This is a genomic window from Bradyrhizobium sp. 147 (genome assembly GCF_023073935.1).
Lineage (GTDB): Bacteria > Pseudomonadota > Alphaproteobacteria > Rhizobiales > Xanthobacteraceae > Bradyrhizobium.
This window is the reverse complement of sequence record NZ_JADPKL010000087.1, coordinates 55,308-76,460: the sequence shown is the minus strand read 5'-3', so window position 1 is coordinate 76,460 and position 21,153 is coordinate 55,308. Positions and strand designations below refer to the sequence as shown.

The window sequence follows — 21,153 nt, the reverse complement described above, 5'->3', positions numbered from 1 at the left end:
GCGGCAGTCCCGGTGCGCGCTACTGGCCCCGCACCGGTTTGGGCGGACGCTGCGCGGATCGCGGCGGTTTTGCGCCAGGCTTGGCCGCACTACGGGGTGGCGGCCCATCGACCGACTCCAGATAGGCGGCGAGCGCCTTGGCGGAATCGGAACTGGTTGCGTAGTGGTCTTTCAAGAACCAGGACAGCGTCAGGCTGAAGCGTCCCTTGGCAAGGCCCCGTGGGGTGCGGTGACAACTGGCGCAACCGTCGGCAAAGAGCCTTGCGGGCGACTTGCCGGCGTCAAGGTTCTGCGCGGCTGCAACCGTCGCCGTCAGGACGGCGCCCGCGGCAAGAGTAATCAAGGGCGCGATCAAGCCGCGCCCCGGTCGAAACAGCGAAATCAACATTGTCCCTTGGACCGCCTTGCGGTCACGCCGCCGACAGCTGATCGAATTCGGGCGGCGCATAGGCCTTGCCGTCCTGATCGGTGATGACGACCTGCCACCCCTCGCTGGCCCACACCCTGGCCTTGGCCACGATGAGCAGCCGGCTCTCGCGGGCGAAGCTATACTTCTCGTTGTCGCGTTCTGCGACCATTTTGTAGGCCAATGCATATCCCCTGGCGTTGCCCCGCACCCCGCCCCTCTCGTGGCAGCGGGCTTTGGCGGCAATTCGCCAGGAGCGTGGCAATTTGGTGCCATCCGCGGGCAGTACGGCGCCGGCGCGCTCACAGCCCGGTAACCGGATGAGCGCGCGCCGCATCAGGGACGCGCCTCTGCTGTGCGGGTTTGCTTGCCGCCAAGCGTGCAGCGCCGCAGGCGCGTCGTCACATGGTGCCGAATCGGCCCCCGGCGCCGTCACGACTGCTACGGAACCGATAGCGCCTGCGCGAGCGTCGCTAGTGCACCCTGATGATGTGCGGCCGGCCGAGATTGATCAGCCCCTGCACCGCCGACAGGCGATCGTCGAGGGCTGCGATCGTGAGCTGCAGATTGTTGCGGCGCTCGTCGAGCATGCCCATCTCGGCGCCGGTGAGCTTTGCGCTCGCCCGTTCCTTGTGGATCGCTTCGAGGGATTTGCGCAGTCCGGCAATCAGGCTGGACAGCTGCTTGGCCTCCTTGGTCATCGACCGCTTCGCGACATTTTGGCGGCGCGTCTCCGCCTGACTCTGTCTCATCGTCATCCTCCCGTGCCCCGCTGCCCCGAGTGGATGCTTACAGCTTTGAGTACACATATTACGATCGATGAAATCTGCTCGCGAAAAACTTCCTTAAATTGTATGCGCAGAGAACCTGGGTCCGACAAGCAGAAAGCCCGGCGCAAGGGCCGGGCTTTCCTAAGCAACGTCAGTGCTTCTGATGGCCGCCACCTGGGCCGCCCGCTTGGGGGCCACCACGCGGCGCCGCATTGATGTGCGGAGCGCCGCCGCCGGGGTGCGGCATCGCGGGTGCCGCCGCGCGCGGCGCCGGCATCTGCGCTCGGGCATTCATCGGCGTGCCATGGCCGACGTTCGGCTGGGCGACGTGCGGCATCGCCGGCCGGGCTGCAGGCGCGGCCGACACGCGCGGCACTTCATGGGCGCGCGTCATCGGCTGCGCGCGCACGGCAGCACGGCTCGCAGCATGGTCGTGCATCATGCGCGCCTGCGCGTCGCGCGGACTGCGGCCCTGCACGGCGGTTCGCTCATTCGCGATGCGCTCATTCCGCGCGGCGCGGGTTCGGTCGATCGTAACCGCGGCGTCGCGCTTGGCGAGCGCATTGGGCCGCCCGACCACGGCATCCCGTGCGGTGGCCGCGACATTGCCCCTGGCGTGCACGCCGCTGCGCTCGAGTGCGACCGCCGCATCGCGCGTTGCCGCGCGGCCGATACGAGCCGCACGTGGATCAAGCGTCATCCGCGTCGCGAAACGCTGATGCGAAGTCCAGTAATTATTCCAATAGGCGTGGCGGCGATACCAGGGACGTCCCGCATAGTAGTTCGACCAATACGAGGTCAACACGAAGGGGACGACGGGCACGTCGATCTCCTCGACATAATCGGGGAGATAGACGTAGTGGCTGCGATAGAGGTATTCGAGATATTGCGACGATACCCAGCCGCGATCGTCGGAGAAGCTCACGTCGCACCAGGCATTGCCGCGCAGGCAGCCATGGATGTTGACGCGGGCACCACCGGGGATGCGGTCGACCAGGGGAAAGCCCGTGCCCGGTCCGGCACGCAGGCCGGTCGAGACGGTGACGATGCCCGGCGCGGCCAGCGCGGCCGTCGGGGCAAGCAGCAATGCGGCAAGCAAAACGCTTTTGAGTCTCATGGCGTGTTCCTCCTCTGCCAGTCGGAACGCGCAAGCGGAACGGGCGTTCCGCGTACGGTGGTCGCACGCGTCGAAAGATCGAAATGCACACCGCGCGCGGTTCAATATTCACTCGCCGTTCATCGCCAAAGCACCCGGGCGCGCAGCCGGACCGTCAATTCGCTGGCAACATGACGGCGTCGAAGTACGACGCGAGCGCAGCAAAGCCGTCGAGCGGCAGCACATTCGCGACGTACTGGTCCGGCCGCACCACGACCATGCAGCCGGCTTTCCGGTCGATGCCGCGCATGGCGAAGACGTCGTTGCCGCTCTTGAGGTCGGGACAGAACATCTTCTCGTAGTCGATCAAGCCGTAGCGGCCTTTGCGCGGGAGCAACAGCGGCGGCATCGCCTCGACGGCAAGCTCGCGATGACCTTGCTGGAAGATAGCGCGCAGGTCGATCACGCTGTCGATGTCGGCGCCGACCCGCGTGTATCGCCTGATCGGCGACTCCCTTGCTTCGGCGAGGAACTTGCACAGGGCGCGAATGGCCGATCCCGCTGCGGCGGGATCTTCCGCAGGCGAAAACGCGTAGATGCGGAAGCGGCCGTCGGCCCGCGCCGCATGACCGAGATGCACCGGCTTGGCGTCCGCCAGCCGGATCACCGGCGCGGAGTGGAAGCGCTTGCCGATCACGAGACCTGCCGCGAGATGCTGATGTGCTGCCGTGCCGGTGAGAAGCGAGGGACGGTAATGCGTCGCGGTCCCGGCCGTGTAACGGCCGTGCCGGACGAAATAGTCCTGCGTCCTCGCCGCATCGGCACCGCCGGCCTTCGCGGCGGAGGCGAGAATCCCTGCCCATTCACGATCGAAGTCGATCAGCTCCTTGGCAACCGCCTGGCGCTCGGCCGAATAGGAATGCAGCAGGCCTGGGGCGCACTGCCCGCGCAGGACGGCGGCGAGCTTCCAGCCGAGATTGAAGGCGTCCTGCATCGAGACGTTCATGCCCTGCCCCGCTTTCGGGCTGTGGGTATGGCAGGCATCGCCGGCGATGAAGATACGCGGCTGGCGGGTTTCGATCTCGGCGTCCGGCACGTCATCGAACTTGTCGGTGAGGCGCTGGCCGATCTCGTAGACCGACCACCAGGCGATCTCCTTCACCTCGAGCGTATGCGGCCTCAAGATCCGCTGCGCCTTGGCGATGACGTCGTCGGCACTGATGTTGCGATTGGCGACGCGCTCGCCGATCTCGAGCTTGGCGAGCTCGACATAGAGGCGGACCATGTAACCGCCTTCACGCGGGATGATCAGCAAGCTGCCGTCCTTCGCCGACTGGATCAGCGACTTGAAACGGATATCCGGGAAATCTGTCACCGCCAGCACGTCCATCACGCCCCAAGCGTGATTGGCGGAATCGCCGTGCAGCTCCCGGCCGATCGACTTTCGTACCGTGCTGCGCGCGCCATCGCAGCCGACGACATAGCGCGCCTTGATCGTTTCGATCTTGCCCTCGCTTCCGGCATCGACGCGGGCGAGCCGCACCGTCACGGCATGATCGGCGGCAGCAGCGGTCGGATCGACATCGAGATCGAGCACGCGCCGGCTGTAATACGGCTCGAGCTTGGCCGGCGATTTCCGCATGACGTCGAGAAAGCCATCATGGATGCGGGCCTGGTTGAGGATGACGTGCGGGAATTCCGACAGCCCGTCCTCGACGTCCTGGACCCGACCGCTGCGGACGATCGTCTTGGGCTGCCGCTCGTCTGGCTTCCAGAACGTCGTCTCGTTGACCCAATAGGCCTCCTTCAGCACGCGCGCGCTGAAACCAAAGGCGTGAAACATCTCCATGGTGCGACAGGCGATGCCGTCGGCCTGGCCGACCAGCAGGCGGCCTGCTTTCTGCTCGACGATGCAGGTCTTGATATCAGGGAATTGCGCGAGCTGGGCGGCGAGCGTGAGGCCGGCGGGTCCGCAGCCGACGATGAGGACATCGACCTCTTCAGGCACCGCGCCCGCTGCACCCGAGGCTTGAACGCGGTCGGCGGGATCGGCAATCTCGGGATCGCCCGGCTGAAATCCATTCAGATGGAATTGCATGAGCACCTCTCCCGCCAACTTCTTTGGATATTGCTCAGTATGCTGACTATCAGTATACTTGTCAACGACCGGCCCGTCCCTGCCCAAACGGAGAATCCAGTGAAAGACAACAACGACATGCCCGGGCATCTGGCGCGCCGGTTCCAGCAGATCGCGGTCGCGGTATTCCTGGCTGAAGTCGCAGATGCCGGTTTCGATCTCACGCCGGTGCAATATGCCGCGCTCGCGACCATCAAGGCCAATCCGGGGCTCGATCAGGTGACGCTCGCGGGATTGATCGCCTATGACCGCACCACCATCACCGGCGTAATCGATCGCCTGGTGCAGAAGGGCCTTGCCGAGCGCCGCCCCTCCAGCCGCGACCGCCGCGCGCGCGAGCTCGAGATCACCGACGAAGGCCGGCGCACGCTGCGCAAGATCACGCCCGCCGTCGAGTCTGCGCAGCGCATCATGCTGCGCGGCCTCAGCGCGAAGGAAGGCGAGGAGCTGATGCGGCTCTTGCGCAAGGCGATTGCCGCCGGCAACGAGCTCAGTCGCGCGCCGCTGCGCGAAGTGCCGGCATAGGCCCGTCGTTTTGTACGCATTGTCGCAGCGCCGCGAAACCTGGAACTAACGTTCGGCTGCTACGGTCGGCCCGTTCGGCGTTTAACGCGCGGTTAACTTTGCGGCTCGGGGGTTTCGGATGTTCAGGTTCGTTGTTGCGGCCGCGGCGATCGCGCTCTCGGCAGGTCATGCGCTCGCAAACGGCCATGGCGGCGGCGAATCTCCGCCTCCGCCGAAACCTGAGGCGACGATCGCGCCGGCGAAGGTGGTCCTGACCAAGCAGGGTCCCAAGCTGGTCGATCTCAAAGGCATGACGCTCTACTATTACGAGCGCGACACCACCGGAAAGACATCGAACTGCAACGGCAAGTGCACCGAGAGCTGGGTCCCGCTCGCCGCGACCGCCGACGCCAAGGCTGTCGGCGATTTCACCGTGATCAACCGCAACGACGGCAGCAAGATGTGGGCCTACCGTTATCGCCCGCTCTACACCTCGCCCGCCGACAAGGCGCCGGGCGATGCCAACGGCAATGCCACGACGCTGCAATGGCGGATCGCCAGGCCGGAATAAGACGGCGCGGGACGACCCATGTCGCCGATTGCTGGCAATGATCAATGATCATGAGCGACAGAAGCGGCCGATCGCTCAGCCCTCAGCTGCGCCAGCGCGTGCCCGTCTCGGCCTGCGCGTTCTGCCCCGGCGGCAGCACCACGACCGTCGAATTGAGCTTCACCCGGTCATAGAGATCGATGACGTCCTCGTTGCGCATCCGGATGCAACCTGAAGAGATCGCCTGCCCGATATATTCGGGCTGATTGGTACCGTGGATGCGGTAGAGCGTGTCCTTGTTGCCGACATAGAGGTAGATTCCCCGGGCCCCCAGCGGATTGGCCGGGCCACCGGGAACGCGCGCCGGATATGGCCCGAGCCGGGCCTGGATGTCCGCCGTCGGAACCCAGTCCGGCCATTCTGCCAGGCGGCCGACGCGGGCGACGCCTGAGAACGCCATGGCTTCCTCGCCGACCGCGACGCCGTAGCGGATCGCCTTGCCCTCGGGCAGCACGAAATACAAATAGCGCGCATCGGTATCGACCAGGATGGTCCCTGGTTGCTCCTTGCGATGGTAATCGACGATGTGGCGCAAATATTGCTCGGGCACGTTCGCCCTCGCGTAAGGCGCATGCGCGAGCAGCTGCCGGTCGCGCGGTGTCATGCTCGCGTCGGTCGACGGAGAGAGAGTCGTCTGCATGCAACCGCCGAGCGGCAGCAGAGCAGCAACGAATAGAATGATTAAAGATCTTGGCACCGCCGGCCCCCGATAGCGGATAGCACCCCCAGCGCCACTACATGCTGTCAAAATCGTGCAAAAAACAAGGCAAGCGCGGAACAATTACACGTGTTCGACAAGGCGGGTTCCATCACCACAAACGGCAGGAGAGCGTCGCATCATCTCCATCTCCTTGCCTTGCTTTGGTCAAACCCGGCTGGACTCGTGCTCCCCGGGACTTGGGATGGGCCCACCACAACAGATGATCGGCTCGCGCCAATGCGGACGACCAAGGCTTTAAACATCTGGGCTTCAAAGGAGCTGCGATGCTGGCGACGCTGAACAGCAAGCAAATCGTCGATGAGATCGTGAAGGACACGGTCAAGGACAACGATCCGCACGACTCGGTTCAGATTTCTCCCGAGATCGTGCTGGCCTCGCGCCCGGGGAGCGCGGCACCGGCGCTGGCGCCGGAGACCGCGCCCCGTCCGGAGCCGAAGTTCGCTCCGAGTCCGGCGCGTGCGCCGGAGCCCACCATCAACGTCGTCTACGGAAAACCCGCCGCGGCACCTTCGGTCGACACGGCGGTTCGCGTGACGGCCAGCGATGGTGCCGGCCATCGGAAGCGATCCGCGGTTGGCAAGTGGCTGCGCGGTGCGTTCGTCACGTTCCTGTTCGCCGGCGGCAGCGCGGCTGCCGCGATTGGCTGGGAGAAGCATGGCGACACAGCAAAGCAAATGTTCGCCGAATGGACGCCGGTATTGGCGTCGCTGATGCCTTCGACGTCGCTGATGTCTTCGACGTCGCAGACGACGCCCGTCGCCGCGGCGCAAGCCGCCCCGCCCGCAGCACCAGCGGCAGCCGAACAAACGGCGGAGCAATCTGCAACGCCGCCTGCAACCCAGCTTGCCGCCGCGCCCGCGACAGCGCAGCCCGATACCGCGCAATCGATGCAGTCGATGACGAACGATCTCGCCGCGATGGCGCAGCAGATCGAGCAGCTCAAGGCCAACATCGCCGAGCTGAAGGCCGGACAGGAGCAGATGGCGCGCGAGATGGCGAAGCCGCCTGCGCCCAGGCCGGTGGCTGTTGAGACCAAGCCGGCCGATCCGCGCGCGCGCACCTCTGCGCTGCCGCCGCGGCCTGCGATGCCGCCAGTTCGCAAGCCCAAGCCGGCCGTAAGCCAGACCTACATGCCGGCCTATACGCCAGCACCGCTTGCACCTCCGCCGCCATCGCAGGCTGCGGCGGTCCCGCCGCCGGTTGCGACGTCGCAAGCCGTAGCCGATGACGATGGACCTGTCGTGCGTCCGCCAATGCCGCTGCGCTAGCGCGACACCAGCGTCGCAACGTCGCCTACGCTGTCCGAGTCGATGTAATGCGTTGAGTCCGGACGATTACGGGAAGCGATGCTTTGCGTGTCTTCCGAAGAGAAAAGGCCGTCGGGATCTATGCCGGCGGCCTTCTCTTGCAACTGCCGGTTCCCGGAGCCCGGTTCTGTTGCAATTCCATGCTTTATGATCACGCCGCATATTTAATAAATTCTTAACGGGCCCGCTTGCTGCACATCATTTCTGCGCCATAAGCACAGAGATTGCGCGGCCGGTTCATTCGAAACGATCGACTCAGTGGTACCATGCCGGGTGTGTCGAGACTTTCCGTTGAAGACTCGTTTTTCAAACTTGGGTCGTCACACCGGGGAATTCGGATGCCTTACTACTCCTTCGATCTTGTGGTTGGTGAAGAGTTCAAGAACCAGGGTGGAATCATCCTCGAAGACATCGAGGTCGCCTCCGATCGGGCCGATCAATTGGCGACCGAGCTGTCCCAGGTGAAGCCGGAGCTCCAGCAGAAGGGTTGCTCGGTGCGCGTCACGGACCGCGATCACAACGAGGTCTATCGCACGCCGCTCGATCCCGTCCCTGCGTGGCAGCGCTAGCTATACGTCAACCACTGGCGCTTCGAACCAGTTCGTCAGCGACAATCCGCCGTCGACGACGAAGGCTGCGCCAGTGACGTAACCGGACAGCTTGTTCGACAAGACGGTCAGCGCCATCGGGGCGAGGTCATCGGCCTCGCCGAGGCGCCCGAGCGGAATGTGCCGCGCCAGCGCGGCATCCGCGACGAATCCGCCGGCTGCGATCGCGCCGGGCACCAGTGCGTTGACACGGATGTCGTGGCGGCCAAACGTCTTGGCGAGCTCCTTCACCAGCATCGCCATTGCCGCCTTCGCCGTCGAATAGTGCGGCAGGTTGCGCGGCGTGCCGGCATGCAGCGAGGTGAGAAACAGGAACGAGCCCGGCCGCTTCGCCGCGATCAGCCGTGTCGCGATCTCGCGCGCCAGATGGAAGCCGGCATCGAGATTGACGGCATGCATCTGCTGCCAGGTTTGGCGATCGACCGCGAGCGCATGGTCCGCCTCTCGCCGGGGCGGAGACGCGCTGTGGACGAAATGCGTGATGTCCCCGAGCGCTGTCTGCGCGGCGGCCAGCAGCTCATCGCATGCCTCGAGCCTGGCGAGATCGCCGATCCAGGGCACCGCCAGTTCGGGTCTCTTGCTCGCGCTGATCGCGACCCTCACCCGCTCGGCATTGATATCGGCAAACACGGTCCGGACGCCCTCGCCGACCAGAGCCTGCGCGATCGCGCGGCCGATGCCGTTGCCGGCGCCGGTGACGAGCGCGATGTCGCGTGCGGGGTCGAATGGCGTGCTGAACAGGCTCATGTTGCGTTCCGGGGCCGGCGGACACAATCTAGCGCGCCGCGCCGAGGAACGACAATGGCCTCCCGGCACCATTGCGGAGCAGCGCGGCGGACGCTAGCCTCTCAAAAAAACGGAGGAGAGACCAAGGATGCGCACCGGTTTTCTGATGACGGGCTTGTTGCTGCTGGCCGCGCCGGCGCAGGCGGCCGACGCGCCGCCGCGGTCGACCTATGTGACGATGGTGTTGCAGGCCTTCGCCGCCAAGGTCGAGTGCCCCAACACGGATCTCGTTTATCAGGACCTCGTGCAGAAGGCGCAGCAGATGCACCTGCCTGACGGCACCACCGAGAAGGTGCGCAAGGCGATCGCCTGGATGCACACCGGCGGCAAGATGGGCGAGAAGCAGGACGACGATTTGATGGCGGAGGTCGCAGTCGCCACCCAGGCGACCGACATGGACCAGCGCCGCCTCGGCATGCCCGGCTGGTGCGAGGCCCAGAAGACCAACCTCGCCGGATTGATCCGCAGCAAGGGCGGCTAACGAGGCGGCTGTTGCAGCGTTAAGCACGCTGCCAACAGCCGACGCTCCCGACCAAAAATCGTCACAATTCTCCACAGCATGCGGCCTCTTCGAATTCGAACCGGAGAGCCCTGATGCGGAATATCCATTTCGTTTTCGCCGGCGCGATTGCGGCCGCCACGGTGCTGACTGCGCCCGTGCTGGCGAAGAATTCCGACGCCCAGAGAAGCGAGGAAAAATCCACTTCGTCGCCCTGTACTGCCTATCAGCAGGCGCCGGACGGCTCGTGGGAACCCCTTCCCTGCAAAGCCACAGGCGAGCGGGCGCAGCCCCAGACGCAGAATCGACGTTCAACGCAAGCCACCGATCGCGGCGAGCGTTGAGTACGCCCGCGCTTAAGTCGTCAGCTCTGGTGCGGACCGCGCATGATCTTCATGGCATCGGCGATGTGACGCCATTCTTTGGCCTCTTCGGCCTCGCCGCGGCCCTCGCAGGCCTGCGCCTGCTCGGCGGCCTTCGCAATCGCAGCGAATCCATGCTGTTCCAGCATCTGCCGCGCGACGGTGTGGACCTGGAGCTCGGACATCATGGGCGCTCTCCGTTTGAAGGAAACCGCGGCGCCCGGCTCGGCGGCGCTCCGCGGGTCTCCCACAACGATCTCGCCATGCGACCCGTTCCGCTTACCTCGCGACAAAGGCGGCCCGCCATGCCCGGCGGACCGCCTTCTCACCCACCCCAATGAAAGTCGCTTGCCGCGTCCCCTACGCGACCGCCACGCGCTTGCGCTCGAAATCGTTGGGCACCTCGATATCGACCTCTAGGGTCGACACATCGTCGCCGCGCTCGAGCCGGACGATGACCTTGGTCGGGTCCAGCTTGACGTGCTTGGACACGACGGCGAGTATTTCCTCACGCAGCACCCCGAGCAGATCGGGCTGGCCACGCATCCCTCGTTCATGCGCGAGCAGGATCTGCAACCGTTCGCGAGCGACGGGAGCAGACGAGGCCTTGTTGCCGCGCAGAAGCCGGAGCAGACCCATGCTCATGCAGCCCTCCGTCGCAGCAGACGATCCATGAAGCCCTTGCGCTCGGTCGGAACCTGCATCGGCACGGTATCGCCGCACAGCCGCCGCGCCGCGTCGCTATAGGCCCGCGCCGGTGCGCCGTCCGCGTTCGACAGCGTCACGGGGGTACCGACGTTCGAGGCGCGCAACACGTCCTGGCTCTCGGGGATGATGCCGAGCAAAGGCGTGGCGAGGATCTCGAGAATGTCGTCGATGGTCAGCATCTCGCCGCGCGCGGCGCGGGAGGGATCGTAGCGGGTGATGAGAACGTGCTTCTCGACGCGCTCGCCCTTCTCGGCCCGCACCGTCTTGGAATCGAGCATGCCGATGATGCGATCGGAATCGCGTACCGAGGAGACTTCCGGATTGGTGACGATCACGGCCTCGTCGGCAAAGCGCATGGCCATCGAGGCGCCGCGCTCGATGCCGGCCGGGCTATCGCAGATCACCCAGTCGAACCGGCTGCGCAGATCGGCGATGACCTTGCCCACGCCCTCCTCCGTCAGCGCATCCTTGTCGCGGGTTTGCGAGGCCGGCAGCAGCCAGAGATTCTCCAGCCGCTTGTCTTTGATTAGCGCCTGGGGCAGCTTGGCTACGCCCTGCACTACGTTGATGAGGTCGAACACCACGCGGCGTTCGGCGCCCATTACGAGGTCGAGATTGCGCAGGCCGACGTCGAAATCGACGACGACGACCTTGTCGCCGCGCTGCGCGAGCGCGGCCCCCAGTGCGGCAGTGGTCGTGGTCTTGCCGACCCCGCCCTTGCCTGATGTCACGACCAGTACCTTAGCCATTTCAAAAATCTCCTCTGGTCAGTTCAGCGCGGTAATTCGCATGGTGTTGCCTTGCAGAAAGGCTTGGGCAGGCTGGCCGCGCAGGGCGGCGTCGATGTCGTCGGCAGTCTGATAAAACCCATCGATTGCAAGCAGTTCGGCTTCGATCTTCTGGCAGTAGATGCGCGCGCTGGTGTGACCGTTGACCCCGGCCATGGCGCGGCCGCGCAACGCGCCGTAAATGTGAATGGAGCCGCCGGCGACGACCTCGGCGCCGGAGCCGACGGAGCCGAGAATGGTGATGTCGCCTTCGGGGAAGATCACGGTCTGGCCCGAGCGCACGGGAGCCTCGAGCAGCAGCGAGGTCGGCTTGGTCTCGGCCTTCGTCTCGGTCTTCTTGGGCGCGTTCGGCTCGACCACACAGCTGCGTCCGCCCGAGAGCAGCGGTGGCATCGTCGGGGTCAGCCTTGCCTCTTCCACGCCTTCAATGCCGAGCACGCGGATGTTGCGGTCCTGCAGGCTGGTCAAGAGATGGCCGATGCCGGCTTGGCTCAGATCGACCGAGGACAGGTCGATCACCACGGGCCGGCCGGCAAAGAAGCCCGGCGAGCGGGCGATCGTCGCATCGATCTCCTGGAGCCAGTCCAGGATCGGAACGGTCGGCACGAACACGAAGGCCACATAGGAGCGCCCCCGCAGGCGCACCATTTGGCGTTGAGTTTTTACTGCAGCCTCCATATCGGCCGACTCGTTCCCAATTATTGAATGGTTAACGATGCGGCGGATATGGTTAATGGCCGGTTAATTTCCCCGCGGGGTCACGTGGAATCCGTTGGGCTAGCGGCCGCGCGTCGCGCGGGCGCTCTCGTCCAGCACACCGCTGTCATCACCCGCGACGGCAGGTGATCCAGTACTTGAGATGGTTGTGGATGCTGGATAGGCCGCGGCGTATTGGACGCCCCGCCTTCACGGGGGCATGCCCGCGGCATGTCGGGAGAGCCCTTACTTCTTCACCTTGCTGGCATCCATCTTGATGGAGGGATCGAGCATCTTGGTCGTGAACGCCGTCGACACGTCGAACGGCTTCTCCATACCGAGATAGGTTTGGACCAGCTCGTAGTCCTTCTTCATCCGCTCGCCGTCGATCCAGCCGAGCGACTTCGTCGTCGTGAATTCGTCGGTCATCAGGGACTTGATGCGTTCCCACTGGCGCTCCTGGTTCTCCCTGTCGAGACCGGAGACCTGATCGAGCAGCGCCTTCAGGCATGGCGTGACGTCGGCGACGCAAGCCGCAAAGGCCTTCTGCGTGACGCGCACGAACTCCTCGACCACCTTGGGATTCTTCTGCAGATAAGCGCCGTTGACGATCAGCGAATTGCCATAGGGATTGAGCCCGATGTCCTTCCAGTTGATGTAGCCGAGATCGGGTCCGAACTCGATCACTTTCAGATCGTGCTCGTTGTAGAAGTCGCTGATGATGTCGACGGTGTGGCTCTTCAGCGCCGCGATCTTCGCGGTCGGCCCGACATTGACGAAGCCGACAGAATCGGGCGCCAGACCTGCGGCCTTGGCGAAGGCCGGCCACATCACGCGCGAGGCATCCCCAGGCGGGTTGCCGATCTTGTGCCCGGCAAAGTCCTTCACACCGTTCACGCCGTAGCTCTTCAGCCAGTAGAAGGTCTGGCCGGTATTGGCATAGACGCTCATCACCGCAACCGTGTCGGCGCCCTTGCTCTTGGCCACCAGCATGGTGGCGAGATCGGCGACGCCGAAAGGCGAGCCGCCGGAGCCGACCTTGGCGGCGGAGACGCCGGAGCCTTTGCCGGTCTCGATCGTCAGGTCGATGCCCGCCTTCTCGTACCAGCCTTGAGCCTTGGCGTAATAATACGGCGAGTGATCGGCCGTCGGCGTCCAGTTCAGGATCAGATTGACCGCCTCGCCCGCGCGCGCAGGCATCGCCGACACACCGAGCGTCAGCGCCAATACCAGGGCAGAGCCCGCCGCCTGCAAATGCTTCATCGCACCTCTCCTCATTGCCGCGACCCGGCTTGTCGCTCTCGCCATGTGAGGATACCAATGCAACAAGCCCGCCCTCAACTTGTCAACTGTTTGGTTGGAAATGCCTGCAAAACGATCTGGCGACACCGTGCCGCAGCGCCGTGATCCCGTCGCCACCCGCAACAAGCTGCTCACCGCGGCGCGGCTGGAATTCGCCCGGCACGGCTTTGCGGGGGCCCGCGTCGACGAGATCGCCGAGCGTGCCGGCGTAAACAAGCAGCTCGTCTATCACTATTTCGGCGACAAGGACGCGCTCTACCTCGCCGTGCTCGAATGGGTCTATGAGGACATCCGCGAGCAGGAGCGCAAGCTCAAGCTCGAAGGCCTGCCGCCGGAAAAGGCCATCCGCAGGCTGATCGAAGCCTCATTCGACCATCTGGCGGCAAACCCCGATTTCATCGTGCTTCTGAACGACGAGAACCGCGGCGGCGCTCGCCACGTCCGCGGCTCGACGCGGCTGGAGGCGATGCATTCCCCGCTGGTGAGAAGCGTCTCCCACATCCTCAACGAGGGGGTACGCGCCGGCGTGTTCCGCAAGGGGATCGATCCCGTTCAGCTCTATATCTCGATTGCGGGCCTCAGCTATTTCTTCTTCTCCAACACGCCGACGCTGTCGGCGATCTTCGGTAAGGACCTGTCGAGCCGCACCCAGCGCCGCGCCCGCCGCAGGCACGTCGCCGATTTGGTGCTGCAGTCGCTGCGACCCTAATCAACCAACTGGTTGAAACTTCGCTCAAAGCCGGTTAGGCTCGTCGTAGCGGCAAGTGACCGTCGCAACAGGGAGCAATCGGTGACAGGAGACGCGGCCCGCACCTCGCGCAGCTTTGCGATCATCCTGATCGTGCATCTTGCTGTGCTCGTGCTCTGGCAGGTCGCGGTCGATGCTTTCCACGTGCCGAAATTCATCCTGCCCTCGCCGCTCGCCACCGTGCAGACGCTGGCAACCACAGGCTATGCCTGGGGTGCCAACACGCTGGTGACGGCGATCGAGATCCTCGGCGGCTTCGCGCTTGGCGCCTTCGTCGGCGTTGCGCTGGCCGTGATCTTCAGCTGGGCGCCGCTGCTCAGCCTCGCGCTGCTGCCGCTGTTCGTGACGCTGAACATGATTCCGAAGGTCGCGCTCGGCCCGCTCTTCATCGTCTGGTTCTCCTACGGCATCGTGCCGAACATTTTGATCGCCTTCAGCATCTGCTTCTTTCCGATCCTGCTCACCACCGCGCGGGGCCTGCGCGAGGTCGAGCCCGATCTGCTCGATCTCGTCAAATCGCTGCGCGGCTCGCGCTGGACGCTTTTCCGAAAGATCCAGCTACCGGGATCGCTGCCTTACATCTTCTCCGGCATGAAGGTCGGCGCCATCCTCGCGGTGGCCGGTGCCATCGTCGGCGAGTTCATCGCCTCCGAGCGCGGGCTGGGCTACCTCATGATCCAGGTGCAGTCGTCGCTCGACACGCCCGCGATGGTGATGGCCGTCGTGCTGCTAACGCTGCTGGGGGTCGCCCTCTACGGCCTGGTGCTCGCCCTCGAACGCATGTTCGTGGTTGGCGACGCGAGACAGACCTGACAACGGCAGAACTAAGGACCAAATCCATGTTGCTCACCCGCCAGACCCTGCCCAAGACCATCCCTGACGTCGCTGCGCTCGACGAGCTCCTGTGCCGGCCGACGCAGGCACTGATCGATGACCTCAGGAACGTCGAGGGCGACATCATGATCCTTGGCGTCGCCGGCAAGATGGGCCCGACGCTGGCGGGGCTCGCAAAAGCTGCCGCGCCGGACCGCCGCGTCATCGGTGTCGCGCGCTTCAGCGACGCCAGTGTCAAGGACTGGCTGCACGCGCGCGCCATCGAGACGATCAATTGCGATTTGATGGACGAAAGCGCCATTCACGCGCTGCCGAAGGCGCCCAACATCATCTTCATGGCCGGCCGCAAGTTCGGCGCGGAGGGCGATCTGTCGCTGACCTGGGCGATGAACGCGCATGTGCCGGCCCTGGTCGCGCAGGCCTTCCCCGCGTCCCGGATCGTGGCGTTCTCGACCGGCTGCATCTATCCCTTTGTCCCCGTCGACGGTAAGGGCTCGACCGAGGACATGGCGCCGAACCCGCCCGGCGAGTATGCCCAGTCCTGCGTCGGACGCGAGCGGATGTTCGAATATTTTTCGCGCAAATTCGGAACACCGGGCCGCCTGTTCCGCCTCAACTACGCGATCGACATGCGCTATGGCGTGTTGCACGACATCGCCACGAAAGTGCTGACGGGCACGCCAATCGACGTCAGCCTCGGTCACGTCAACTTCATCTGGCAGGGCGATGCGTCCGCCCAGGCGCTGCGCTGCCTCGCCCATTGCACGACACCGACCTCCCCGATCAATGTCAGCGGCCACGAGATCCTCGCGGTGCGCGATCTCGCGCAGAAGTTCGGTGCGAGGTTCGGCCGCGCACCGGTGCTGACAGGCAAGGAAGAGCCGACGGCATGGCTGACCGACACGTCGAAAGCGGTCGAACTGTTCGGTTTGCCGGTCGTCGACACCGAGCAGTTGATCGCCTGGACCGCGGACTGGGTCTCCCGCGCCATGCCGACGCTTGGCAAGCCCACCAAATACGAGGTGCGCGATGGACGCTACTGACGGTCCGCCCGTCATCAAGCTCGGCGTCGCCGATGCGAACGCCGGGCTGGCGCTGTCGACGGAAGCGCGCTGGAACCAGACCGAACAGGATTGGCGCGTTTTCCTGCGCGATGGTGTCGTGTTCGGCATCCGCGAGGGCGCGCGACTGGTGGCGACCGCAGCACTGCTGCCGTATTCCGGCAACAACGCCTGGATCAGCATGGTGCTGGTGTCGGCAAGGCATCGCCGCCGTGGTCTGGCGACACGCCTCGTCGATGCCTGCCTGGAAGCGGCGCGCAAGAACGGTCTCACGAGCTGGCTCGATGCGACGCCCGACGGCGCCGCCGTCTACGGGCGCCTCGGCTTCACACCGACTCTGCAATTGCGGCGGCTGAAGCTGATGAAACCTACGCCGGCATCTGCGGCGGCGCCGTCGGCCGCAACGCTCGAGGCGCTTTGTGCCCGCGACCAGCGCGCCACAGGTTTCGAACGGACCGCTCTGCTGACCGCCCTCGCACAGCGCGCCGGGTCGCGTATCGTCGCAGCCAATAGCAGCATTACGCTCGTCCGGGATGGCAGAACCGCGCGCCATATCGGCCCCTTGTTCGCGGATCATGCCGTCGAAGCGCTGGCTCTGGTTCGCGTGATTGCGGGATCCGAGAATGGCCCGCTCCTGCTCGACGCTGTCGCCTCGCAACCCGCGTTCCTCGACGGATTGACCGCCTCGGGCTGGACCATCGAGCGGCCGTTTCAGCGCATGCGGTTCGGCCCTCCAACCGCCGCGGCCGAAGAAACGCCATTCGCCGTCGCCGGCCCCGAATTCGGATAGGACATCATGCACCACAGCCAGATCAACAGCGACATCCGCAAGCTGATCGCCGAGGGCACCGTGCTGCCGGCGCATCCCCTCGCCCTCACCGCCGAGCGCCAGCTCGACAAGACGCATCAGCGCGCGCTGACGCGCTATTACGTCGATGCCGGCGCAGGCGGCCTTGCCGTCGGCGTGCACACGACGCAGTTCGCGATTCGCGACGTCGGCCTCTACCGTCCCGTGCTCGAGCTCGCCGCCGAGACAGCCGCGAGCTGGACCAAGCGTCCATTGGCGATGGTCGCAGGCCTTGCCGGCCCAACCAGCCAGGCAATCGCTGAGGCCCGCACCGCACGCGACGTCGGCTATCACGCCGGCCTGCTCAGCCTCGCCGCGATGAAGAGCGCCTCCGAGGATGAGATCATCGCGCATTGCACGGCGGTGGCCGCGGAGATCCCGCTGGTCGGCTTCTACCTCCAGCCGGCCGTGGGCGGCGTCATCCTCTCCAGCCAGTTCTGGCAGCGCTTCGCCTCGATCGACAATGTCATCGCGATCAAGATCGCGCCGTTTAACCGCTACAGGACTCTCGACGTGCTCCGCGGTGTTGCCGCCGCAGCCGCACTCGACCGCGTCGCGCTCTACACCGGCAATGACGACCACATCCTGCTCGACCTCACCCTGCCGTTCGACCTGCGCGACAAGGGCATCACCACGCGAACCTACTTCAAGGGCGGCCTGCTCGGCCATTGGTCGGTGTGGACCGCAAGCGCCATACAACTCTTCGAGCGCTGCAAGGCCGCGCGGCACAAGGACAGCGTTCCGGCCGACCTGCTCGCGCTCGACGCCCGCGTCACCGACTGCAACAGCGCGTTCTTCGACGTCGCCAACAACTTTCACGGCTGCATCGCCGGCTGCCACGAGGTGCTGCGGCGTCAGGGCCTGATGCAGGGCCTGTGGTGCCTCGATCCGAACGAGGGCCTCAGCCCCGGCCAGAAGCAGGAGATCGACCGCGTCTGTCGCGAGCACGCCGATCTCAGCGACGATGCCTTCGTCGCCGCCCATCTGAACAAATGGCTGGCATGAGCTCCGAGCCCTTCATCAGCCTGCGCGGCGTCCGGAAAGTCTACCGCAGCGGCGGCGCCGAATTCCTGGCAGTCTCCGACGTCACCATGGACGTGCAGGAAGGTGAGCTGGTCTCGCTGGTCGGCCCCTCCGGCTGCGGCAAGACCACGGTAATGAAGATCCTGGCTGGGCTGCACGGCGCTGACGGCGGCACAGTGACAATCGGCAATGCCAAGAGCCCGTTCGATCCGACCCGCGACATCGGCATGGTGTTCCAGCAGGCACTGCTCTTGAAGTGGCGCACCATTCTGGACAACGTGCTGCTGCCGGCCGAGATCGTCGGCCTGCCGATGAAGGCCGCGCGTGCGCGGGCGCACGATCTGCTCAATCTGGTCGGGCTTGCCGGTTACGAGCACAAATATCCGCAGCAGCTCTCCGGCGGTATGCAGCAGCGCACCGCGATCGCGCGCGCATTCATTCACGATCCAAAGCTGATCCTGATGGACGAGCCGTTCGGTGCGCTGGATGCGCTGACGCGCGAGCAGATGAATCTCGAGATGCTGCGGATCTGGCGTGAGAGCGGCAAGACAATCATCTTCGTCACGCACTCGATCCAGGAAGCCGTCTTCCTGTCCTCGCACTGCGCCGTGCTGACGGCGGGTCCGGCGAAGATGGCCGATTATTTCCCGATCGACCTGCCCTTCCCGCGCGACCTTCCGCTGAAGACCACGGATGCGTTCGGCGTCTATGCGCGAAGGATCTATGCGAAGCTGGGACTAGGCGCGACGTAGCTCGCCGTACGAAAATTCTCGTAGCAACCATTAAGATGGTTGCTACGAGAGCTGCGCGCTCAGCTCTTGTTGCGTGTCTTGCTGAGCAGATAATTGTCGTAGAAGTTCTCCGCGATCTGCGTGTAGAACAGCAGCTCCTTCATATAGGCGTCGTGGCTGTCCTTCGTCCGCCTGAACAGATCGCTCTTGGCGGCGAGCTCGTTCAGATGATCCTGGGTCGCGTTGTAGCAGGCCTCCAGCACCGGCTGCGGGAAGGCCCTCAGCTCCGCGCCATTGGCGATCAGCCGTTTCAGCGCCGCCGGATTCACGCTGTCGTATTTCTCGAGCATCCAGGCGCCGGCCGCAGATCCCGCCTGGTTGACGATCGCCTGATATTGCTTGGGCAGCGAGGCCCATTTCTCATCGTTGACGATCATGTGCAGCATGGCGCCGCCTTCCCACCAGCCCGGGAAATAATAGTATTTGGCGACCTTCTGGAAACCGAGCTTCTCGTCGTCATAGGGACCGACGAATTCGGCGGCATCGATCGTGCCCTTCTCGAGGGCCGGATAGACATCGCCGCCGGCGATCTGTTGCGGGACGACGCCGAGCCGCGCCAGCACATGGCCACCCATGCCCGCGATGCGGAATTTGAGTCCTTTGAGTTCGTCGACCGTCTTGATCTCCTTGCGGAACCAGCCGCCCATCTGGGTGCCGGAATTGCCGCAGAGGATGGCGTGGGCCTTGAAGGGTTTGAGCGCTTCGTTGGTGAGATCGGCGCCGCCGCCGAGGTGCCACCATGATTCCTGGTGGCGATGGTTCATGCCGAACGGCGCGCCGGTGGCATAGGCCAGCGCCGGCTCCTTGCCGATGTAGAAATAGAGCGGCGTCTGCGCCATCTCCACCGAGGCGGTGCTGACGGCATCGAGCGCCTGCAGGCCGGGCACGAGCTCGCCGGCGGCGAAGGTCTGGATCTGGAATTTGTTGTCGGTCGCTTCCGCGACGTATTTCGCGAACGTCTGCGCCGTACCGTAGATGGTGTCGAGCGACTTCGGGAAGCTCGAGGTTAGGCGCCATTTGATCTCGGGCGCGCCTTGCGCGAGCGCAGGGGCCGCAACCAGCGTCGTCGCGCCGGCGACCGCGCCGCCCTTGAGAAATGTACGGCGTTTCATTGGGGTCTCTCCCTAATAGTAAATCTCAAGCATATCGGCGTTCGGCCACGATGTCCGTCCTCGAATTGCGCTGGGGTCCATCGGGCCTGCGGGACTGTGAGCCCGTCAGAGCAGCTTCGCACTGACGAACAGCGCGCGCACGGCGTTGGTTGCCTGCACTGCCAACATGGCGTTACCGGCAGCGCCCTCCAGCGCCTCGACAGCATCCTCATGCAGGGAGCGGAATTCCATCCATTCCACAGACTTGAAATTGGTCAGGAACTGATAGGCCTGGCCGACGGTCGCAATCGCCAGCGTGTCACCGTTCAGCTTGATCTTGAACGTCGTCCGCAGCGGGGTCTCGGAGTTTGATGGATCACTCATGGGCTGCTTCTGGACGAGGACGACTTAACGAAGGGGAAACGGCAGCCCCGCCGCGGCAGGCAAGTCTCAGGAATCAGTGCTCGCGCGCTGCGAAGCGGTCGCAGAGCCGCGCAGGCTCGGCACCACGACCAGACGGTTGAACTCGCCATTGTCGTAGGCCTTGATGAAACGGTCATAGTCCTTGATCGAGACGCAACCGTTGGAATCGCCGCGCGGTCCGAGCATGTAATTGTGGGTGAGCAGGCCGACGCGCCCGAGCGCGTTGGTGCCTTCGACCGGCGTCATGCGCAGCGCGCGGACGCCATGGAACGGCTTTTCGCGCGGCTTCAGCTCGTAGGTCGCCGGCGGCGTCGCGCCGACCATGCGCCGATCGACATGGTCGGGGTTGTCCATCAGCGGGCCTAAGCCGGAATGGGCCTCGAGCGCCACGCCGCTTGGCAGGTAAACCGCCTTGGCCGAGATGTCATAGACCGCCGTCCGCGAATCGTAGCCGAGGGCCGCAAGATCGGGCGCCTTGCCGAACAGGCCGCTGTCGGGCGTCAGCGAGGCCAGCTTGATCTTGTCGGTGAATTTTTCGAAGAAATTGCGGTTATCGACCCGTGAACCAGTGTCGGCATACGCTTGGCTGGATGCGATCTGGGAGGCGAGATCGGCCTGGACCGGACGCGAGCGCGGCATCGGGATGGTGTCGGCGCGCTGCGAGGGCCTCGCCTCCTCGGCCGCAGGCCGATCGTCTTCTTCGGTCAGGATCGAGCGCCAGTCGTCGCCCTGGAGCCTCTCAGCCAGCATGGCCTTGGCATCGCGAAGCTTGAGCTGGACCGCGTTCAGGGCGGAGCGCTCCAGCGTCCGGAGGCCGAGTTCGCGGGCCGGCGGATTGCCGGAGGCCGAAGCGAAACGATCCTCGAATGAAGGGGCATTGGCCGGCGGCAACGCGGCGGAGACCAGTGGGGACGAATCGCCCATATCCGCGACCCACGCGGCGGCGCCAAGCGCCAGCGCGATCGCTGCCAGAGACAGCAAAATCGCTTCGGCTCGCCCGACACGGCGGCGCGACAACAGCCTCCCGGCATGTGC

At 64.8% G+C, this 21,153-nt stretch carries 27 protein-coding genes; 12 read left to right on the top strand and 15 right to left on the bottom strand.

From position 1 onward, the window contains the following. Positions 1–19: 19 nt before the first annotated feature. From IVA87_RS20185 to IVA87_RS20165, 5 genes are all read right to left on the bottom strand, one after another. The gene (locus tag IVA87_RS20185) at positions 20–388 is read right to left on the bottom strand and encodes a hypothetical protein (RefSeq protein WP_247297198.1); all 369 of its coding nucleotides are present in this window, start codon (positions 386–388) and stop codon (positions 20–22) included. A 22-nt stretch (positions 389–410) separates the two neighbouring features. Further along, positions 411–617: a hypothetical protein gene (locus IVA87_RS20180; RefSeq protein ID WP_346657683.1), complete on the bottom strand. Its 207-nt coding sequence runs from the start codon at positions 615–617 to the stop codon at positions 411–413. A gap of 262 nt (positions 618–879) precedes the next feature. After that, positions 880–1,158 carry a hypothetical protein gene (locus IVA87_RS20175; RefSeq protein WP_247277277.1) on the bottom strand — a complete coding sequence of 93 codons (279 nt, stop codon included), beginning with the start codon at positions 1,156–1,158 and terminating at the stop codon, positions 880–882. A 169-nt stretch (positions 1,159–1,327) separates the two neighbouring features. Then, complete coding sequence (locus tag IVA87_RS20170) at positions 1,328–2,293, bottom strand: SH3 domain-containing protein (RefSeq protein ID WP_247334700.1); 966 nt, start codon at positions 2,291–2,293, stop codon at positions 1,328–1,330. 154 nt (positions 2,294–2,447) lie between these two features. Then, the gene (locus IVA87_RS20165; RefSeq protein WP_247334696.1) at positions 2,448–4,370 is read right to left on the bottom strand and encodes an FAD-binding monooxygenase; all 1,923 of its coding nucleotides are present in this window, start codon (positions 4,368–4,370) and stop codon (positions 2,448–2,450) included. 99 nt (positions 4,371–4,469) lie between these two features. On the opposite strand from IVA87_RS20165, the gene IVA87_RS20160 reads away from it, so the two are divergent. Both IVA87_RS20160 and IVA87_RS20155 read left to right on the top strand, forming a co-directional pair. Continuing rightward, positions 4,470–4,934: a MarR family transcriptional regulator gene (locus tag IVA87_RS20160; RefSeq protein WP_247297207.1), complete on the top strand. Its 465-nt coding sequence runs from the start codon at positions 4,470–4,472 to the stop codon at positions 4,932–4,934. A 118-nt stretch (positions 4,935–5,052) separates the two neighbouring features. Beyond that, a complete protein-coding gene (locus IVA87_RS20155; protein ID WP_247297209.1) occupies positions 5,053–5,484 on the top strand; it encodes a hypothetical protein in 432 nt (143 codons plus the stop codon). An 82-nt stretch (positions 5,485–5,566) separates the two neighbouring features. On the opposite strand, the gene IVA87_RS20150 is transcribed toward IVA87_RS20155, so the two are convergent. After that, positions 5,567–6,220, bottom strand: a complete 654-nt coding sequence (locus tag IVA87_RS20150; RefSeq protein WP_247297211.1) for a L,D-transpeptidase — start codon at positions 6,218–6,220, stop codon at positions 5,567–5,569. A gap of 287 nt (positions 6,221–6,507) precedes the next feature. On the opposite strand from IVA87_RS20150, the gene IVA87_RS20145 reads away from it, so the two are divergent. Both IVA87_RS20145 and IVA87_RS20140 read left to right on the top strand, forming a co-directional pair. After that, a complete protein-coding gene (locus tag IVA87_RS20145) occupies positions 6,508–7,512 on the top strand; it encodes a hypothetical protein (protein ID WP_247334692.1) in 1,005 nt (334 codons plus the stop codon). 377 nt (positions 7,513–7,889) lie between these two features. Further along, complete coding sequence (locus tag IVA87_RS20140; RefSeq protein WP_247277284.1) at positions 7,890–8,120, top strand: hypothetical protein; 231 nt, start codon at positions 7,890–7,892, stop codon at positions 8,118–8,120. On the opposite strand, the gene IVA87_RS20135 is transcribed toward IVA87_RS20140, so the two are convergent. After that, entirely contained in the window at positions 8,121–8,906 is a 786-nt protein-coding gene (locus tag IVA87_RS20135; protein ID WP_247334690.1) for an SDR family oxidoreductase, read from the bottom strand. A gap of 127 nt (positions 8,907–9,033) precedes the next feature. Here IVA87_RS20135 and IVA87_RS20130 point away from each other — a divergent pair, with 127 nt between their 5' ends. Next, positions 9,034–9,426, top strand: a complete 393-nt coding sequence (locus tag IVA87_RS20130; RefSeq protein ID WP_247297217.1) for a hypothetical protein — start codon at positions 9,034–9,036, stop codon at positions 9,424–9,426. A 113-nt stretch (positions 9,427–9,539) separates the two neighbouring features. Next, positions 9,540–9,788: a hypothetical protein gene (locus tag IVA87_RS20125; protein WP_247297219.1), complete on the top strand. Its 249-nt coding sequence runs from the start codon at positions 9,540–9,542 to the stop codon at positions 9,786–9,788. A gap of 20 nt (positions 9,789–9,808) precedes the next feature. Here the strand turns inward: IVA87_RS20125 and IVA87_RS20120 are convergent, their stop codons facing one another. The 5 genes from IVA87_RS20120 to IVA87_RS20100 form a co-directional block, all read right to left on the bottom strand. Beyond that, entirely contained in the window at positions 9,809–9,994 is a 186-nt protein-coding gene (locus IVA87_RS20120; RefSeq protein ID WP_247277288.1) for a hypothetical protein, read from the bottom strand. Between the two features lie 172 nt (positions 9,995–10,166). Continuing rightward, a complete protein-coding gene (gene minE, locus IVA87_RS20115; protein ID WP_247297221.1) occupies positions 10,167–10,451 on the bottom strand; it encodes a cell division topological specificity factor MinE in 285 nt (94 codons plus the stop codon). Further along, complete coding sequence (gene minD / locus IVA87_RS20110) at positions 10,448–11,263, bottom strand: septum site-determining protein MinD (protein ID WP_247297223.1); 816 nt, start codon at positions 11,261–11,263, stop codon at positions 10,448–10,450. The genes minE and minD overlap by 4 nt, the downstream gene beginning before the upstream one ends. 18 nt (positions 11,264–11,281) lie before the next feature. Further along, positions 11,282–11,980: a septum site-determining protein MinC gene (gene minC / locus IVA87_RS20105; protein ID WP_247277291.1), complete on the bottom strand. Its 699-nt coding sequence runs from the start codon at positions 11,978–11,980 to the stop codon at positions 11,282–11,284. 264 nt (positions 11,981–12,244) lie between these two features. Beyond that, positions 12,245–13,261: an ABC transporter substrate-binding protein gene (locus IVA87_RS20100; protein WP_247297234.1), complete on the bottom strand. Its 1,017-nt coding sequence runs from the start codon at positions 13,259–13,261 to the stop codon at positions 12,245–12,247. 100 nt (positions 13,262–13,361) lie between these two features. On the opposite strand from IVA87_RS20100, the gene IVA87_RS20095 reads away from it, so the two are divergent. The 6 genes from IVA87_RS20095 (at position 13,362) to IVA87_RS20070 (ending at position 18,565) form a co-directional block, all read left to right on the top strand. Continuing rightward, entirely contained in the window at positions 13,362–14,009 is a 648-nt protein-coding gene (locus IVA87_RS20095) for a TetR/AcrR family transcriptional regulator (protein WP_249797067.1), read from the top strand. Positions 14,010–14,090: 81 nt separating this feature from the next. Beyond that, on the top strand, positions 14,091–14,861 hold the full coding sequence (locus IVA87_RS20090; RefSeq protein ID WP_247297245.1) for an ABC transporter permease: 771 nt from the start codon (positions 14,091–14,093) through the stop codon (positions 14,859–14,861). Between the two features lie 26 nt (positions 14,862–14,887). Next, positions 14,888–15,925 (top strand): NAD(P)-dependent oxidoreductase, encoded by a 1,038-nt coding sequence (locus IVA87_RS20085; protein ID WP_247297247.1) that lies wholly within the window; start codon positions 14,888–14,890, stop codon positions 15,923–15,925. Then, positions 15,912–16,733, top strand: a complete 822-nt coding sequence (locus IVA87_RS20080; protein WP_247334687.1) for a GNAT family N-acetyltransferase — start codon at positions 15,912–15,914, stop codon at positions 16,731–16,733. The genes IVA87_RS20085 and IVA87_RS20080 overlap by 14 nt, the downstream gene beginning before the upstream one ends. A 6-nt stretch (positions 16,734–16,739) precedes the next feature. Next, on the top strand, positions 16,740–17,795 hold the full coding sequence (locus IVA87_RS20075; protein WP_247297251.1) for a dihydrodipicolinate synthase family protein: 1,056 nt from the start codon (positions 16,740–16,742) through the stop codon (positions 17,793–17,795). Next, on the top strand, positions 17,783–18,565 hold the full coding sequence (locus IVA87_RS20070; protein ID WP_247297253.1) for an ABC transporter ATP-binding protein: 783 nt from the start codon (positions 17,783–17,785) through the stop codon (positions 18,563–18,565). The genes IVA87_RS20075 and IVA87_RS20070 overlap by 13 nt, the downstream gene beginning before the upstream one ends. Positions 18,566–18,624: 59 nt before the next feature. Here the strand turns inward: IVA87_RS20070 and IVA87_RS20065 are convergent, their stop codons facing one another. From IVA87_RS20065 to IVA87_RS20055, 3 genes are all read right to left on the bottom strand, one after another. Beyond that, on the bottom strand, positions 18,625–19,716 hold the full coding sequence (locus IVA87_RS20065) for a substrate-binding domain-containing protein (RefSeq protein ID WP_247334685.1): 1,092 nt from the start codon (positions 19,714–19,716) through the stop codon (positions 18,625–18,627). Between the two features lie 105 nt (positions 19,717–19,821). Then, entirely contained in the window at positions 19,822–20,079 is a 258-nt protein-coding gene (locus IVA87_RS20060) for a hypothetical protein (protein WP_247277300.1), read from the bottom strand. 66 nt (positions 20,080–20,145) lie between these two features. Next, entirely contained in the window at positions 20,146–21,099 is a 954-nt protein-coding gene (locus tag IVA87_RS20055; protein ID WP_247297300.1) for a DUF2778 domain-containing protein, read from the bottom strand. Positions 21,100–21,153: the final 54 nt, after the last annotated feature.